This window comes from Acetivibrio straminisolvens JCM 21531, assembly GCF_000521465.1.
Lineage (GTDB): Bacteria > Bacillota > Clostridia > Acetivibrionales > Acetivibrionaceae > Hungateiclostridium > Hungateiclostridium straminisolvens.
On record NZ_BAVR01000043.1, the window covers coordinates 1 to 14,025 of the forward strand.

A 14,025-nucleotide genomic window follows, 5' to 3' on the forward strand; every position below is an offset into this window, starting at 1 on the left:
ATAAATTATATTATATGTTGTTAAATTATTCTAATATATATTTTTATTATATTACATTGTTTAACACAAAAATATATTTATTAGTTGCATTATCTTCAATTTTCCCTAATTCTCTAATTTTCCCAACACACAAATTCCCACATGATAAATTCACGTGTATACCAATCCCCTATTCAGCCAAAGCCAGAGCCTTCAATGCCATAAGGTTGTCAAAGGAATAAAATTCTCCGGTCTCACTGTTTCCAAAACCTCCGTAATATTTAGAGTCCTCATCGGTCACCATAAACTCAAGCATTCTGTCAAGAAGCTTTTGTGAAAGCACCTCATCTCCTGAAAGTCCGGCAAAAATAGACCCCAATGCATATACCGCCGTGCTTTCCATATCAGAAACAGGCTTTTTGCTATGCGGATTATACCACGCATACACTTTTCCTTTTTCCATCTCGCTTCCAAGCCAGCTTAGCAGTTCATTATCGTAAATACCCGCTTCCGCCATGCAGAGAGCGGTATAGAGGCTATACACAAGGCATATTCCGCCGCTTTCCCCATATTCCTCGTCGGCAGGTACTTACCCAGATTGTAGTCAAAATACTTGTAGAATAGAGGTGAAACGTCCTTTTCGCCTCCTGCAATAATATTTAGACTTCTATCGTATACTTTTTTCCATCCCTTATTGTATTTTTGTAACTTTCTCATAACTTTCAAATTAAAATAACACAAAGGACTAGAAGTCTTTGGGATATTGTATTTCCAATCATAAAACTCATAAAGATTGCCGTCTTTTACCTGGGAATTATATATGCTTTGATGCAAAGAAAGCGCCAAATTCCTATAATCTTCTTCTCCCCATTTCTCATATGCGTCAAGAAGCGCGCCGATAATTCTCAAATCATCTATGGAAGCATTGCAGAAAATATCATTTCCCGTTCTCCATTTTATAAAGAAATCTTCGGTGATAAGATTTTTTCTAAGATACCGATACTCCCTGTCAAACAAAGTTTTATTGTCGTCTATGACTGCATACTCCATAAGTATGCCTATTGACTCCGACAAAGTATCCGGATCACCATTCTTTGGATGGGTATTCGTTATGACTCCCCCTTCAGAATCCATCAAGTGACTTTCTATAAATTTTAAAAGCATAAGTTTTCTTTCCTCGTATTTGCTTCTCTGAGGAACTTCATTATAGAATTTACCTGATGTGTCAGTGAAAAACACATTTCCAAACCTTTTGCTGTAAATTATACCTCCAAGTATGAATGCAAAAGTAATAATGACAACAATACCGGAATAAAATCTTTTCATTGCCTCTCCCCCTGTAATGAATTTATGTATCCGTATGCTTCAATATTCATTTCTTTAAACACAGGGTCTATGATTTCGCCATAAAAAGGAGGTGGGGAAGCCCAAAGGCCTCCCCTAAATTGTATTCCAAAAATGTTAAATTTGAAGGTAGTTATAAATTATTATCAAAGCATCTGCTTTTTTAAGCTCATCTTTCGGTCTGAAGTATTCTCCATAGCCGTTCACAATCTTAAGACCCTTTGCTATAACTACATACCCGATTAACTCCGGATTAATTTCATCCTTATCTTTGAAGGTACAATTGAAAATATCACTAATGTCTGCCACTTTATCATAACCTAATGCCCTTATAACAAACTTCACACTATCTTCTCTTGTCAAATAAGCTTCCGGATTCTTTTCGCCCTCTTTTACAATTCCTTGTCTTATAAGGTTTTTATAAAGTTCCTCTGTTTCCTCGCCGCTGCTTAGCGAAGTCTTTCCGTAGAACTGATATCCGTTTAAAGTTTGGGAAATAAGAAGCAGGAAGTCTTTTTGCTTTATTTTTTCATTGGGCTTTAACTCAGGACCTTCCAACCCAATTCCCATTTCAGCCAATATTTCAATTTGCTTTTTGGCATAGTGGTCTGAAATATCGGTGTACTCCAGAGCTTTATTTTCCTTGTACGGCTTTCCGCTACCGTCTAAAATAATTCCGGTATCCGCATCCAATATTGCCGGTTTTTTTGTATTAACAGCATATACAAGCTTTGCCTCCGTTTTCTTATCCGTAGCTGTAACTGCATCCGCAGCTACTTTCTCCATATATACGACATTATTTCCATCCGTAATATATTGAAGTTCAAGGCCTATTTCTTCAAAGAAAATTTCATAGATCTTTTCAATTTCAAGAGCTTTCTCTACAGAAGGAAACCCAATATCGTACCATTCCAATTTGTAGTTTTGAATTTTACCGGTTACGGCGTCAAATCCCACACTGATACCGTTGCCCGGGAACGGAACTCCCTTGACCTTTCTCGTGTAGTTGAATACATGATACGCAGGCTGTTGATTTTCAGAATATAATATTATTGCTCTATCAGTTATTTCATCATATTCAGTTTCTTTGAATTTTTCCGGCTGAATCTCCTTTAAAAACTCTTCTACAATTTTCTTTGCAGCTTCCCTGTCAAGTTTCACAGTATTTTCCTTACTGGCCTTATTGATGTTAAATCCTAATATCTCACCGGTTTTTGCATTGATAGAAACATTTATGCTGCAGTAGTCTTCACTGCTTTTGTCTGTGTCTTTCACAAAATAAAGATTCCAATTGTAATTGGTTCTGGTCGGCCATTCTTTGTAAAGATTCGCCCAATCAACCACAAATGTATCGTCAAGCTCCAATACTTTTAATTCTCTAGCTATCTTTTCCGCCTCTTCTTGAGTAAGTAATCCTGCAGCTTCCTCTACAGCTTTTATTTCTTCCGGTGTCAAAACCACGTCTGCCGAACCTATACCGGCATCAAAAAGCGCCCTGCTTTTTTTCACCGCCTCATTGAAAGCTATCCCATACTCATCTGTACCGTACTCAAACCCTCGCGTAGTTCTTTCTCCTGTAAAGGCATCAATATAGTATTCCGAACCGTATATAGGAGTATATGCAGCATATATTGTGACGCCGTCGTTTTCAGTTACAGCATTGTATGTAAGTCTCAAGCCAAGGTTTTTGATATACGCTTCCTGTGCTTCTTTAAGGCTTAAAATTTTTTCAGCAGACGGAAAAATTATATCCTTGTTCCATGTTTTGTTGTAGCTTACCAGCTCCCCGGTCTGTTTGTCAATTTCCACCCAAATATCATTGGACGGAACAAGAATTCCGTTGTGTGTTCTTACATATCCGAAATAATATGTTCTGTCATAAATTGATGTGTACTGAGCAATCGGCATAAGCTTCAGACTATCCAATATTTCCGGATTGAGTTTTTCAATAATTTCTTCGGCTTTGGCTTTTGCCTCGTCCCTGCTTATTTTCGGAAGCTTTAAATTGTTTTGCTCCATACCCTTGTAAAAATGATAGTTCAATATATCCCCAGTACTGTCCACAGTAACGAAAACATTTGAACCTTCATCCCCTTTTGCTTGCCAATTCAGCATCCACACCGTAATATCTCCCCTGGAACTTGCCGAATAGGAAAATTCACTGTTTTCTTCAGGAATCACAAACAACTGTTTTACTCTTTTAATTGCATCTTCAAGTCCGGTATCTTCCTTGGCAAGGGCAACCCCGGACAAAGCCGTAGACACAATCATAACCAGTGCTATAGCCAGCACCAATTTGCTTTTCATATTTCTTCACTCCTTGTTTTTATATAATAATTCATACTTATTAGACAGATCATCATTCCCAAAAGTTCCTTCAGTTTTAAAAAAAATCAATTTTTTCATTTACTTTTCTTTAACCAATTCAAATACCATAATCTCAGGCCGGGCAAAAAACCTTAAGGGAATACCTGAAGTGCCCACCCCGTTGCTGACATAAACCCGGGTATACCCCGTATCTACATACCTGTCCTGTATTTCTGTCCGTAAATCGAAGGAATGTAGGGAGCCCACAGACCAAAAAGCGTAATCTGTCCCCCATGGGTATGTCCGCTTAGTACAATATCTATTTTATAATTGCGAATATTTTCTGCATAATCGGGGTCGTGGGACAGCAAAATTACAAAGTCATCTTCGCTGACATCTTCAAGATACGACTCTATCGGATATAAATAGCGGTTAAAGTAGCCAACTCCGCACACCTTTATCCTGCCGCTGCCATAGGTAATCCATTGGGCTGCATTGTCAAGAAGAACTATTCCTGTTTCCTTCATGCTTTGCCTTACAAGATCTCCATTGTGATAATAATCATGGTTCCCCAATACCCCAAACTTTCCGAGAGAAGCATTTAGACCTCTTAACTCTTCAAAACAGGGTTTTATATACTGTTTCCCTTTCTCTATATAGTCTCCCCCGACAAAAATAATGTCCGGATTAAGATTATTGACTTTTTCAACCAGGTTTTTGACCCTTTCTCTGGAGAAATCCGGGCCATGGTGAATATCGGAGACATATACTATTTTTTTACCGTCAAAAGAATCCGGGATATCCTTATCCTTTATTTCTATGTATGTTATCTCTAACCAATAAGGCTCTACAAGCATATATACCAATATTAAAATACAGGCTGCCAATATTGACAATAAAATCTTTACTTTTCTCTTCATTTTCATATATTCCCCTGCTTATCGCAAAATGCTTTTGACTTGTCTCCATAAATTATACTATAAAAAATCTACTTGAAAAAATCCACTTATTTAAAAGCCCCTGTCTTAATTTTTATATAATTTCTGAAGCTACTAATTCATATAATTCTATGAGTAAAAAATAAGGAGAAATACCATGTACGCATTTGTGACAATAAAAAGACCTGTACTTATAGGTATCGTTTTTGTGATTATAATTTGTGCTCTTAGTATTACTCTATACAATACTTCTCCGGCTTTGCCAAGCATTGCCGTTAATGAAGAGCATATAATAATGCTTGATGAAATTTTCAGAACCAGAAATAAGGCCTTCCTGGATAAGGATCTGGAGCTTATTGAAACGCTCTATAATAAAAAGACAAAGTTTGGAACATGGGCATATGAGCACCAGGAAAAAAAGATGGAATACCTTCATAACTGGGCAGATAAGCAGGGCATAAAATTTACCGACATAAAATCCAAAGTTAAAATCCGTCAAGTAAAGGAACGGGGCAGCGGCTATTTGATTAATTTCATAGCCTCCACAGAATATTATTACACTTACGAAAACCAACCCGAAATCACCAATTCCTTCAGGATCGGAACCTACCATTCCATGAACCTGGATAACATTAACGGCCAGTGGCTTATTTCAAAAGAATGGTATACAGACCCCTTTGCCGATTCCCTGAACACCGACAATATAAAAGTAGATGAATTTAAACAATACCTACTTAGCTCATCTCCCAGAGACTTCTCCAAACTTAACAAAAGGCGCGTGAGCGCAGTGGAATATGCCGACCGCTATTGTGGTGCCGCCTCTGCCGAAGAATATGGCTATACCTATAATAAAAAGTACAGAGACTACAATCCCTTAGGAGGAGACTGTGCAAACTTTGCTTCCCAAATTCTCTACGAAGGAGGTAAATTCAGGCAGTCCGGCGGATGGAGGTATGAAAAAGACGGAAGCAAAGCATGGGTTAATGCCCATGCCTTCAACAGTTACATGCTTTACAGCGGCAGAGGTTCATTAATTGCAAAGGGTACTTACAACCAAGTTTTTAAAGCTTCCTTTAAGCTACTGCCGGGGGACTATGTAGCCTACGAAAAGAAGGGAAAAGTAGTCCATATATCCGTTGTGACAGGTGCCGACTCAAAGGGTTATTCCCTGGTTAACTGCCACAATACCGACAGATATAGAGTACCCTGGGACTTAGGTGGAGTGACAAAGGTATTAAATTTTGGCTGGTCCGCGTAAACTATTAAAAAGCCGAATCAATAATTACATCCATATATTGCTCAGCTGTTTTTTGGACCCGAGGAAATTTACTCTGCCATAATTTTCCACCACTTTCTTACCCTCTTCACCTTTCAAATATACAATATCCCCGGGGCTTACATACCTGTTCCAGTATTTTTTGAACACCAATGCTTTGTCCTTGTGATTAAACAGGGACGGAAGCGGATGATAGCATACCAACTGAGGATTTGACTTATTAAGTCCCCATCCGATCATGCAATTCAACCTCTCAAAATTATCCTCCGGCATTTTTTCCTCGTACCTTTGCACCGCATATCTCTGGTCCTCTATCGGTGCCAATATCTCTGCCAAGGATGCTGCAAATGTCTGCGAGTCCTCCTTCGATGCCTCAAGATAGACTCTAAGGCTTCCATCCGCCCTTTCCGTAACCGTTATTTTTCTTTCATACAAATCACGGCTTATGAACCGCATTCCTTCAAGGCATAAAACAGGCATTTCGATATATCTGTTATAGATTCAATGGCAGGACGCCCCATAAAAAGGTCATTTCCGTATTTCCAAAAACCTCTTATATCCGTAACGGACTTAACTCCCATAAGCACCCCTGCTGCAATAACGGGAAGAGTACCAAAAGGCCCAAAGGTCATGCCTGCTGCCGCCATCAAAATTGCCCCGATGCTTCCTATGCCGCATACCACTCCCAATTTAAGCTTTCTTCCAACGTGCCGAACTCTTTTTTCATAAGGCCCGCAGTCTTCATTTTACATGGCTTTGACAGCTTGAGCTCACAGCAGCCCACCTCAATATTCGAAAAGGGTTCTCCTATTTTCCACGCCTTATAGACATCTTCTCGTTGTCTCAATTTCTTTAACATTCTTGCGTTGATGCTCTGTATTCCTTCCTGCATTATCTTTGTTTCGTTAAAGGACAGTGCCGCGTCCACATGGTCAATTCCCTGCTGGATTCTTCCATCCTCACATATACCGTAAAACTGCTTGTGTTTTTCAAAAGCCTCTCAAGGTCGTTATAGCCCCTCTCCAATCCCGGAGCAATACATACTATATCCCAGTTGTTTGCGAGTTTCTGAGGCTCCTTCTCGTTCTTTCGGATGCTTCTTCCCCTCAGCTGGTTGACCGAAGCAAAGGTTGTGGCAGTGGACAAGTCGATTAATGTATTTAGGGCAATGCTGTCCCATCCCTCGCTGAATAGTCCTCTTGTACCTATCAAACACTTTGTGACACCTTCTTCAAGGAGATATGTGGTAAACAGCACCGCTGTTTTCGAATTCCAATCCTTACCCGAGCCGGAAATAGCACAGAACAATCCTTCAACTCCCGGCTGTACTTCAAGCTTTATATCCAAGGAATTATCTTTTGCCCACTTGGTTCCAATCTCAACATACTGATTTGAAATGTCGTCATCACACAGTAAATTCTTCGCTGTCACCATTATAGGATTGAGTTTGTCAATTTCAGGATCAGCCACAAGCTCCTTCAATACGCTTACGGCTCCCCCGCTCTCTTCATCCAGCACATTTTCAACCTTCTTTAACGACAGGGCGTTGGAAATCTCAAAGTCTGTAATGACAGCCACCCTGAGTTTGTCCCCCATGCTGAGCATTTCCTCTTTTATAATATCCTTAACAGCCAAAAGCTTGCTTTTGCTGTAGGCTAGAACGCGGTCAACAGGAGAATTGTGATTTCGTATTCCCCTTTCCGTAAGAATAAAGCCCAGACTCCTTAACGCCAGCTTTATATCTTCATACAACACTTTATCTTCATCGCTGTCACTGACTTTAAGCTTGTGCAGCGCAAAATCCTCAATTAAATAGCACCAATCCCCCACCGTCATTTCATTATACATGTCCTCGGTTATCGTAATATCCCAGGGAAGCTTGCAGTCGTTTTTTATAAGATACTTAACACCCGCCGCAGCAAAACCCGGTCTTGAATTGATAAACTTCGTCCAATCCTGTTTTCCGCCGGATACGAGTTTTCTTTCAACAATCCTTTCTTCTATCCAGTTGTAAAAATCGCATCCTTTTTTATCAAAATTCTCAATCAACTTTTTATATCGTTCATGGGTGTCTTCAATGAATTTAAGCTCCTCTTGGGTCGGCAAACAAAAATAAACCAAATCCTGATAGGGTGAGAGCATTCCGTCCTTTACAACAGCAGGAGTAGGAAGCTGAAAATCTATCTCTCCTAAAAGAGCGGTATAACATTCATAACTTTCCCCTTCATCACTTGAAGGTGGAGTTGCGGTAAGCCCGATAATGTTCGTTGCCTCAATCTCCTTTATTATCTCTCTCATCACAACGGCCCAATAATTTTTCAGGTGGTGGCATTCATCAAACACAACGGTCTTTACACCCATTTCCTTAAGCTTTCTTATGAGCTCTCGTGTTGGGATGAAGGATCTTGAGAAAATCCCCGTCGGACTTTTCAAAGACGCTGTTTCTAAGCTTCTTTGTGTATTTGGAAATCTCTTTATTGTATTCGGCAAGATTCTTTTCCTTCATCTTTTGTATTCTGTCCAAAGCCTCTTCTTTGGCTATCCCCAAAGACTCGCTAATGGATTCGGCCCACATATTTTCGGACACGCTTCTATATGAATCGGTATCATTGTCCGGTATACTGAGCACCTGATATGTAAATACATTAATAGGTTTTAAGGAATTGGGATTTGACCCTATTATATCATCTTTATTAATATTCGAACCTTCCGGTATGAAAAGGTCAAATTTGTCAACCCACTGTCCCTGAATGGCAGTATTTGGGCATATAATTACTGCCGGAGACTGAAGCCTTATGACGCATTCCAATCCAACAATGGTCTTGCCCGCCCCCGGAGGTGCTACCACATGAAAATGCAAAGGACCGTTTTTACTCTTAAGCTGCTCATTTTTAAAGCTCTGGAGAATCATTTCCTGGTGTTTTCTGAACGGATATTTAAACTTTAATGCGTCAAATTGCACATTGCTCATTTTCCCTCACCCACCCCGTAACGTAAATAAAATGTAAAATAATTATATGATATTAATACATTTCTTTCAAGTTTTTGTGGGATTCTTTAATGTTTTGCGCAGGATGGAAAAAAACAAAAATAAATAAGAGGACTAAATACTTAATCCCCTCATTTTATGATATTGGTATAGTTTTTTGTTCGTTCAGTGAACTCGTTTCATTAAAATAATAAAGCAACAATTAATCAGTAATACCGAATCTTTTCTTAAACTTATCAACACGTCCGCCAGTATCTACAAGCTTCTGCTTTCCTGTGAAGAAAGGATGGCAGCTCGAACAAATTTCGACGTTGATTTTCTCCTTTGTAGATCCTGTCTCATAAGTTGCTCCACAAGCACACTTTATAACTGTCTGCTGATAATTTGGATGAATACCTTCTTTCAACCTTTTCACCTTCTTTCATAAGCCTTTTGGGAAAATGCATTTCCGACGCATTTTCATAACTTATTTTAATTCTAAGCCGAAATAATTTTCAAAACGCAAACACTATTGTAACACAAATACCGACGATACGCAAGAATTATTTTTCAACAAATGCAACATTTATACTATTTACAAATTCCACATTATTCTTGGTCTGCATCAAACGGTTTATAATCATTTCCGTAACCTCTGCAGTTCCCATATTGCTCATTGCCTTTCTGATAGCCCAAATTCCTTCAAGCTCCTTCTGATCAAGAAGCAGTTCTTCTCTTCTGGTTCCGGATCTGTTTACATCTATTGCAGGGAATATTCTCTTTTCGGAAAGCCTTCTGTCGAGATGGAGCTCCATATTTCCCGTTCCTTTGAATTCTTCGAATATGACATCATCCATTCTGCTTCCGGTTTCAATCAAAGCAGTGGCCATAATTGTAAGACTTCCGCCGTTTTCAATATTCCTTGCCGCACCAAAGAATCTCTTCGGCTTGTGAAGCGCACCGGGATCAAGACCTCCCGAAAGGGTTCTTCCCGTAGGAGGAATTGTAAGGTTGTATGCCCTTGCAAGCCTTGTGATACTGTCAAGCAGTATTACAACGTCTTTTTTCTGCTCAACCAGTCTTTGTGCCCTTTCAAGTACCATTTCGGCAACCTTTATGTGATGCTCCGGCACTTCGTCGAAAGTAGAATATATTACCTCTCCGTTAATGGAGCGCTGCATATCTGTTACCTCTTCAGGTCTTTCATCTATAAGAAGCACAATCAGTTCCATTTCGGGATAATTGGTGGTAATAGCATTTGCAATTTTCTTTAATAATATGGTTTTACCTGCTTTAGGAGGTGAAACAATCATACCGCGCTGACCTTTTCCAATGGGTGCAATTAAGTCAATCAACCTAGTTGACAATTCCCTTGGAGTAGTCTCAAGATTAATCCTCTGGTCGGGATATATCGGCGTTAGGTGTTCAAAGGGCACTCTTTTTGCTGCAACTTCCGGAGGATCTCCATTAACTGTTTGAACGTACAGTAAAGCTTGGAACTTTTCTCCCTCTTTCGGAATACGCCCTTTTCCCTTTATTTTATCTCCAGTTTTTAAGTTGAAACGTCTGATTTGCGATGGCGATACATATACATCCTTAGGGCCGGACAGGTAATTGTCGCTTCGTAAAAATCCGTAGCCGTCAGGCAATACTTCCAGTACTCCTTCTACCGGATCGTCACTCTCAATCTTTTCAAGCCCGTTGGGCAGTTTGTCTCCCTCTTTCTTTTGCTCAGGCTGCTTTTGTTCCGGCTGTTTTCGTTCTGCCTTTGCTACTTTTTCAGAATCAGACTCCGATACAGCTTCAGCTTCGGTCTTGACCGATACCGCATTTTCAGCAGAGCTTGCAGCTTGATCCTGTTTTGCCGCATTGCTGTCTAATGCATTGCTTTCTTCTTTTTGTTGTTTTAGAGCTTCATAGGTATCTGCCTTTGAAGAATCAACCTGTTTAACGGTTTCCTGATTATTAGGATTAATTTCATCTGTTTTAGATTCGGCTTTTGATTCAGTCTCTTTGACCTCGGCTTTTGATTTGGATTCTTCAGGTTCTGATTTCGATTCAATCTTAGGTTCTGCTTCAGCCTTATCTTCCACAGCTATAGCCGGAACAGACTCAACTTTTGCGTCTTCCTGTTGAACCTTGACCGATTTCGGTCTTCCTCTTTTAGATTTTCTCAATACCACAGGAGCTCCTCAGCCTTAGGGATTTCGGGCTCCTTGGAAACCTGCTCCTCGCTCTTTACATTCTTTTGCTCATCCTTATTTTCAGCCGGGTTTTCTTTTTCATCTTTATTAGCGATTTGCTCTTGGAGATTATCTATACCATTACTTTTTCCCACTTCATAAATTTTTTCGATAAGTTCACTTTTTTTATATGTGGTAACTCTCTTTATCCCCAACATTTTCGCAATGTACCTTAAATCCTCAAGCGTCTTATCTGTGAGCTTTATATCCTCCATATTACACCACCTTATTTATACATAATATATATTTCCAATTTAATAGGGAGTTCATACAATTAGATAATATTAATAAAACCTTTGTAACCGGAAAGGTTCGTACTTTGAGGAGAATCATAGAGTATCGTTATAAGCAATAGATATTATATCAACGCTAATCATTTTTGTCAATTGCAAATTTACCATTCTCCCAAAAATTCACAATTTTGCATATAATCAATAATATACTATATTATTTTTGTAAAAAGCTCCTTGAATTTATGCAAAATAGATGTGATTATTATAATTTCTTACTATGACAATTCCCCAAAATCAACTTATTAAAAACATAACAAACCTTCTTTATCTAACTGTCCACCCTAAACCCAATCAATAAAATTCATCTAATATAATTATAATTGATTTTTAAATTATTTTCCATCTCTCTTTTTTGCAAGCGGCTTTGTAGTCTTGGCATCTAAAGGCTGCCCATCATCCATAAGAAGAATCTGCTTTGTCTGCAAATTATTCTTAAGGTGTTCATTTGATGAGGCATAAATTATTTTATTGGCAGGACATCTTTTGCACCTTAAATAAATTTTATCAGAAAGTAATAATAATTCAATATCATTATTGCCACATTCACAAAATAAATTTCCTTTTTCTGCGATATCATGAATGATATTCAGCGAGTCGAACATAACCTGGGTATTCACAAAATAATTATCGTAGCCCAATGTATTAATCAGTTCGTCAAATTCCCTTTCAAGGCTGTCTATTTTCTTTCTCACATCCTCATCATTACCTATAAAACACTGCTGCATCCCTGTTTTAGGGCAGTTTAACACACTGATTTCGCAGGACATAAGATCTCTCCTGCTAAAAAGGTAAATATGATCGGTGCCGCACCCTATACACGGTATCACAATTCTATAGTCAGTAGGGCCTCTTTGGCTATAACCAGTGATGAGCCATTGCATCGGCAAGTAAAGCAACTCTCTTTTTATTCGATATCTCAAAAAGCGATACGTTGGTAAATTGAAACGCGCCACAGGATGAACACTTATACGCAATGGTTGTACTGGTATCAATTATCATTTTACCCACCTCTATATTATATAATTCGTTGAGGACAAAAAAAATCCTCTTTTTCCTGCTTCCTTTTTATCTTTCTCCGAGTCCTATTTTTCAGCATTGGCAGACAGTCATATTAACAAATATATAAAATTATAGCCAAATTACCGCATGAATAAAACCAAGCATTCTAATTTCCCAAAATTCTCTAATTTTATTATTTTCTAATATCAATTTTTTAATACAATTTAATTTTATATAGAATAATTATATACTTTTTACTATAATATAATAAAAAACAAGTAACAGCAAAGGATGTGTATGATGAACGATTTGCCTTCCGTTTTATTAAAATATATGAAAGCTTTACTAAAGCCCTTGGTTTTCATAATGCTGTACCTATCCATATACTTCGGAGCACAAATTGCCGTTACCGCCGTCTATTTCATTGCAGTCATAGCCTTCTTGGCAGTTACAGGTCAGACGATAAATTGGGCAGAGACATATGAAACCATACTTGTAAATACTACAACTGCTGTACTTGTTTCAATATTGTTGACACTTCCCATATATTTTATTATTCCCAAAATTCGAAGGCAAAATTTTTTCGAAGTATTCATGTTTAAAAAGACAGGTGTTTCGACTTTAGGACTGAGTTTAATTCTGGGTACATCCCTCAATCTGTTTATTTCCTATGTTATTGTATATCTTGAGCGCCTGACGCCTCTTCAGAACATGACAAGGGAGCACCAGGAAATTATGGAAAAAATAATGGATGGTAATCCCATTATTGTCTTTATAACCGTAGGAATCATGGCTCCAATAATTGAGGAAATTATTTTCCGCGGTCTTGTGCTCAATGAATTGAAAAAAGCCATACCTATTTATCCGGCAATAATCCTTCAGGCTTTAATTTTCGGCATTTATCATATGAATCCCTTACAAGGAGCATACGCTGCTTTATTGGGAATAGTTCTGGGTATTGTAACCGAAAAAACAAGGTCAATATGGACACCGATATTGGTTCACGTCTCCTTTAACAGTCTAAGTACTCTCTTGAGTAAAGTACCGTTCAATGTCCCTGAAGGGCATTTCCTGACCAACGAATATCTTGTGTTCATATCGAGCATGGCGTTTGCTGTGCTGTCCTTTGTATTGATATTCCGGCTTTCTGCAAGGCGTTCCGATATTATCTCAGAATAACACAAATCATGTTTACTTGTCATACCCCTATCTTTCTTTTTATCGTAAACCATCACCTTTTAAAAAACATAACATATTATATATTGTAAACCAAAATCAATCTATAAATATGAAAGGGGTTTTATTTATGCTAGACATCAATTACAACGAATTTAAGAACCAGCTTAAAGCTGAACTCAAAGCCGAATTGGAAGCCGACCAGGACCTCGAATTGAACGAAAAGCAACTCCACAAACAGATCAACAAGCAGATCAACTATAACGTATTGACACAAAAACAACTTCAGGGTCAGGGTCAGGAAGCCGATAGCGATGCCGGAAGCATTGCCGGAAGTAGTTCAGGAAGCAGTTCTGGAAGTAGCTCCGGAAGTAGTGCTGGAAGTAGTTCAGGAAGTAGCTCCGGAAGCAATGCTGAAGCTGATGCAGAAAACAAAGATTAATATAAAAAAAGCAGCATAAATTTAATCCAGTAATTTGTTGAGTGGGGTCATCCCCCACTT

General features: G+C 38.6%; 16 protein-coding genes and 1 pseudogene. 3 read left to right on the forward strand and 14 right to left on the reverse strand.

Annotation, left to right across the window (positions count from 1 at the left end):
- Positions 1-169 precede the first annotated feature (169 nt).
- The 4 genes from JCM21531_RS22030 to JCM21531_RS11695 form a co-directional block, all read right to left on the reverse strand.
- Positions 170-496 (reverse strand): hypothetical protein, encoded by a 327-nt coding sequence (locus tag JCM21531_RS22030; protein ID WP_243467585.1) that lies wholly within the window; start codon positions 494-496, stop codon positions 170-172.
- The gene (locus tag JCM21531_RS11685; protein ID WP_243467586.1) at positions 460-1,305 is read right to left on the reverse strand and encodes a glycosyl hydrolase family 8; all 846 of its coding nucleotides are present in this window, start codon (positions 1,303-1,305) and stop codon (positions 460-462) included. Before JCM21531_RS11685 ends, JCM21531_RS22030 begins: the two co-directional genes overlap by 37 nt.
- A gap of 135 nt (positions 1,306-1,440) precedes the next feature.
- Positions 1,441-3,630, reverse strand: a complete 2,190-nt coding sequence (locus JCM21531_RS11690) for a YcdB/YcdC domain-containing protein (RefSeq protein ID WP_038290106.1) — start codon at positions 3,628-3,630, stop codon at positions 1,441-1,443.
- 212 nt (positions 3,631-3,842) lie between these two features.
- On the reverse strand, positions 3,843-4,556 hold the full coding sequence (locus tag JCM21531_RS11695) for a metallophosphoesterase (RefSeq protein WP_243467587.1): 714 nt from the start codon (positions 4,554-4,556) through the stop codon (positions 3,843-3,845).
- Between the two features lie 169 nt (positions 4,557-4,725).
- Between JCM21531_RS11695 and JCM21531_RS11700 the strand changes: the two are divergent.
- Positions 4,726-5,834: pseudogene (locus tag JCM21531_RS11700) on the forward strand (amidase domain-containing protein).
- A 16-nt stretch (positions 5,835-5,850) separates the two neighbouring features.
- Here the strand turns inward: JCM21531_RS11700 and JCM21531_RS22035 are convergent.
- From JCM21531_RS22035 to JCM21531_RS22060, 10 genes are all read right to left on the reverse strand, one after another.
- Positions 5,851-6,324, reverse strand: coding sequence for a hypothetical protein (locus JCM21531_RS22035; protein ID WP_243467588.1), 474 nt, complete (start codon positions 6,322-6,324; stop codon positions 5,851-5,853).
- Complete coding sequence (locus JCM21531_RS22040) at positions 6,288-6,533, reverse strand: hypothetical protein (RefSeq protein WP_243467589.1); 246 nt, start codon at positions 6,531-6,533, stop codon at positions 6,288-6,290. Before JCM21531_RS22040 ends, JCM21531_RS22035 begins: the two co-directional genes overlap by 37 nt.
- Positions 6,512-6,736 carry a hypothetical protein gene (locus JCM21531_RS22045; protein ID WP_243467590.1) on the reverse strand — a complete coding sequence of 75 codons (225 nt, stop codon included), beginning with the start codon at positions 6,734-6,736 and terminating at the stop codon, positions 6,512-6,514. Before JCM21531_RS22045 ends, JCM21531_RS22040 begins: the two co-directional genes overlap by 22 nt.
- Positions 6,736-8,205 carry a DEAD/DEAH box helicase family protein gene (locus JCM21531_RS22050; RefSeq protein ID WP_243467591.1) on the reverse strand — a complete coding sequence of 490 codons (1,470 nt, stop codon included), beginning with the start codon at positions 8,203-8,205 and terminating at the stop codon, positions 6,736-6,738. The genes JCM21531_RS22045 and JCM21531_RS22050 overlap by 1 nt, the downstream gene beginning before the upstream one ends.
- Positions 8,206-8,209: 4 nt before the next feature.
- Positions 8,210-8,815 (reverse strand): DEAD/DEAH box helicase family protein, encoded by a 606-nt coding sequence (locus JCM21531_RS22055; protein ID WP_243467592.1) that lies wholly within the window; start codon positions 8,813-8,815, stop codon positions 8,210-8,212.
- A 220-nt stretch (positions 8,816-9,035) separates the two neighbouring features.
- On the reverse strand, positions 9,036-9,239 hold the full coding sequence (gene rpmE, locus JCM21531_RS11710) for a 50S ribosomal protein L31 (RefSeq protein ID WP_038290109.1): 204 nt from the start codon (positions 9,237-9,239) through the stop codon (positions 9,036-9,038).
- 136 nt (positions 9,240-9,375) lie between these two features.
- Positions 9,376-10,989: a transcription termination factor Rho gene (rho, locus tag JCM21531_RS11715; RefSeq protein WP_439644304.1), complete on the reverse strand. Its 1,614-nt coding sequence runs from the start codon at positions 10,987-10,989 to the stop codon at positions 9,376-9,378.
- Positions 10,986-11,270, reverse strand: a complete 285-nt coding sequence (locus JCM21531_RS24880) for a Rho termination factor N-terminal domain-containing protein (protein ID WP_117407255.1) — start codon at positions 11,268-11,270, stop codon at positions 10,986-10,988. The genes rho and JCM21531_RS24880 overlap by 4 nt, the downstream gene beginning before the upstream one ends.
- Before the next feature lie 410 nt (positions 11,271-11,680).
- The gene (locus JCM21531_RS11720) at positions 11,681-12,115 is read right to left on the reverse strand and encodes a hypothetical protein (RefSeq protein ID WP_243467593.1); all 435 of its coding nucleotides are present in this window, start codon (positions 12,113-12,115) and stop codon (positions 11,681-11,683) included.
- Between the two features lie 88 nt (positions 12,116-12,203).
- On the reverse strand, positions 12,204-12,347 hold the full coding sequence (locus JCM21531_RS22060) for a hypothetical protein (RefSeq protein ID WP_243467594.1): 144 nt from the start codon (positions 12,345-12,347) through the stop codon (positions 12,204-12,206).
- Between the two features lie 297 nt (positions 12,348-12,644).
- Between JCM21531_RS22060 and JCM21531_RS11725 the strand changes: the two genes are divergently transcribed.
- Both JCM21531_RS11725 and JCM21531_RS22065 read left to right on the forward strand, forming a co-directional pair.
- Positions 12,645-13,526, forward strand: coding sequence for a CPBP family intramembrane glutamic endopeptidase (locus JCM21531_RS11725; RefSeq protein WP_243467595.1), 882 nt, complete (start codon positions 12,645-12,647; stop codon positions 13,524-13,526).
- 127 nt (positions 13,527-13,653) lie between these two features.
- Positions 13,654-13,965, forward strand: coding sequence for a hypothetical protein (locus JCM21531_RS22065; protein ID WP_038290115.1), 312 nt, complete (start codon positions 13,654-13,656; stop codon positions 13,963-13,965).
- The last annotated feature ends 60 nt before the right edge of the window (positions 13,966-14,025 follow it).

What these genes read in the sequence shown, in the direction of transcription:
- JCM21531_RS22030 (WP_243467585.1), bottom strand. Translation starts at nt 496, where the DNA reads ATGGCGGAAGCGGGTATTTACGATAATGAACTGCTAAGCTGGCTTGGA.
- JCM21531_RS11685 (WP_243467586.1), bottom strand. Translation starts at nt 1,305, where the DNA reads ATGAAAAGATTTTATTCCGGTATTGTTGTCATTATTACTTTTGCATTC.
- JCM21531_RS11690 (WP_038290106.1), bottom strand. Translation starts at nt 3,630, where the DNA reads ATGAAAAGCAAATTGGTGCTGGCTATAGCACTGGTTATGATTGTGTCT.
- JCM21531_RS11695 (WP_243467587.1), bottom strand. Translation starts at nt 4,556, where the DNA reads ATGAAAATGAAGAGAAAAGTAAAGATTTTATTGTCAATATTGGCAGCC.
- JCM21531_RS22035 (WP_243467588.1), bottom strand. Translation starts at nt 6,324, where the DNA reads ATGCCTGTTTTATGCCTTGAAGGAATGCGGTTCATAAGCCGTGATTTG.
- JCM21531_RS22045 (WP_243467590.1), bottom strand. Translation starts at nt 6,736, where the DNA reads ATGCAGGAAGGAATACAGAGCATCAACGCAAGAATGTTAAAGAAATTG.
- JCM21531_RS22050 (WP_243467591.1), bottom strand. Translation starts at nt 8,205, where the DNA reads ATGGGTGTAAAGACCGTTGTGTTTGATGAATGCCACCACCTGAAAAAT.
- JCM21531_RS22055 (WP_243467592.1), bottom strand. Translation starts at nt 8,815, where the DNA reads ATGAGCAATGTGCAATTTGACGCATTAAAGTTTAAATATCCGTTCAGA.
- JCM21531_RS24880 (WP_117407255.1), bottom strand. Translation starts at nt 11,270, where the DNA reads ATGGAGGATATAAAGCTCACAGATAAGACGCTTGAGGATTTAAGGTAC.
- JCM21531_RS11720 (WP_243467593.1), bottom strand. Translation starts at nt 12,115, where the DNA reads ATGTCCTGCGAAATCAGTGTGTTAAACTGCCCTAAAACAGGGATGCAG.
- JCM21531_RS22060 (WP_243467594.1), bottom strand. Translation starts at nt 12,347, where the DNA reads ATGATAATTGATACCAGTACAACCATTGCGTATAAGTGTTCATCCTGT.
- JCM21531_RS11725 (WP_243467595.1), top strand. Translation starts at nt 12,645, where the DNA reads ATGATGAACGATTTGCCTTCCGTTTTATTAAAATATATGAAAGCTTTA.
- JCM21531_RS22065 (WP_038290115.1), top strand. Translation starts at nt 13,654, where the DNA reads ATGCTAGACATCAATTACAACGAATTTAAGAACCAGCTTAAAGCTGAA.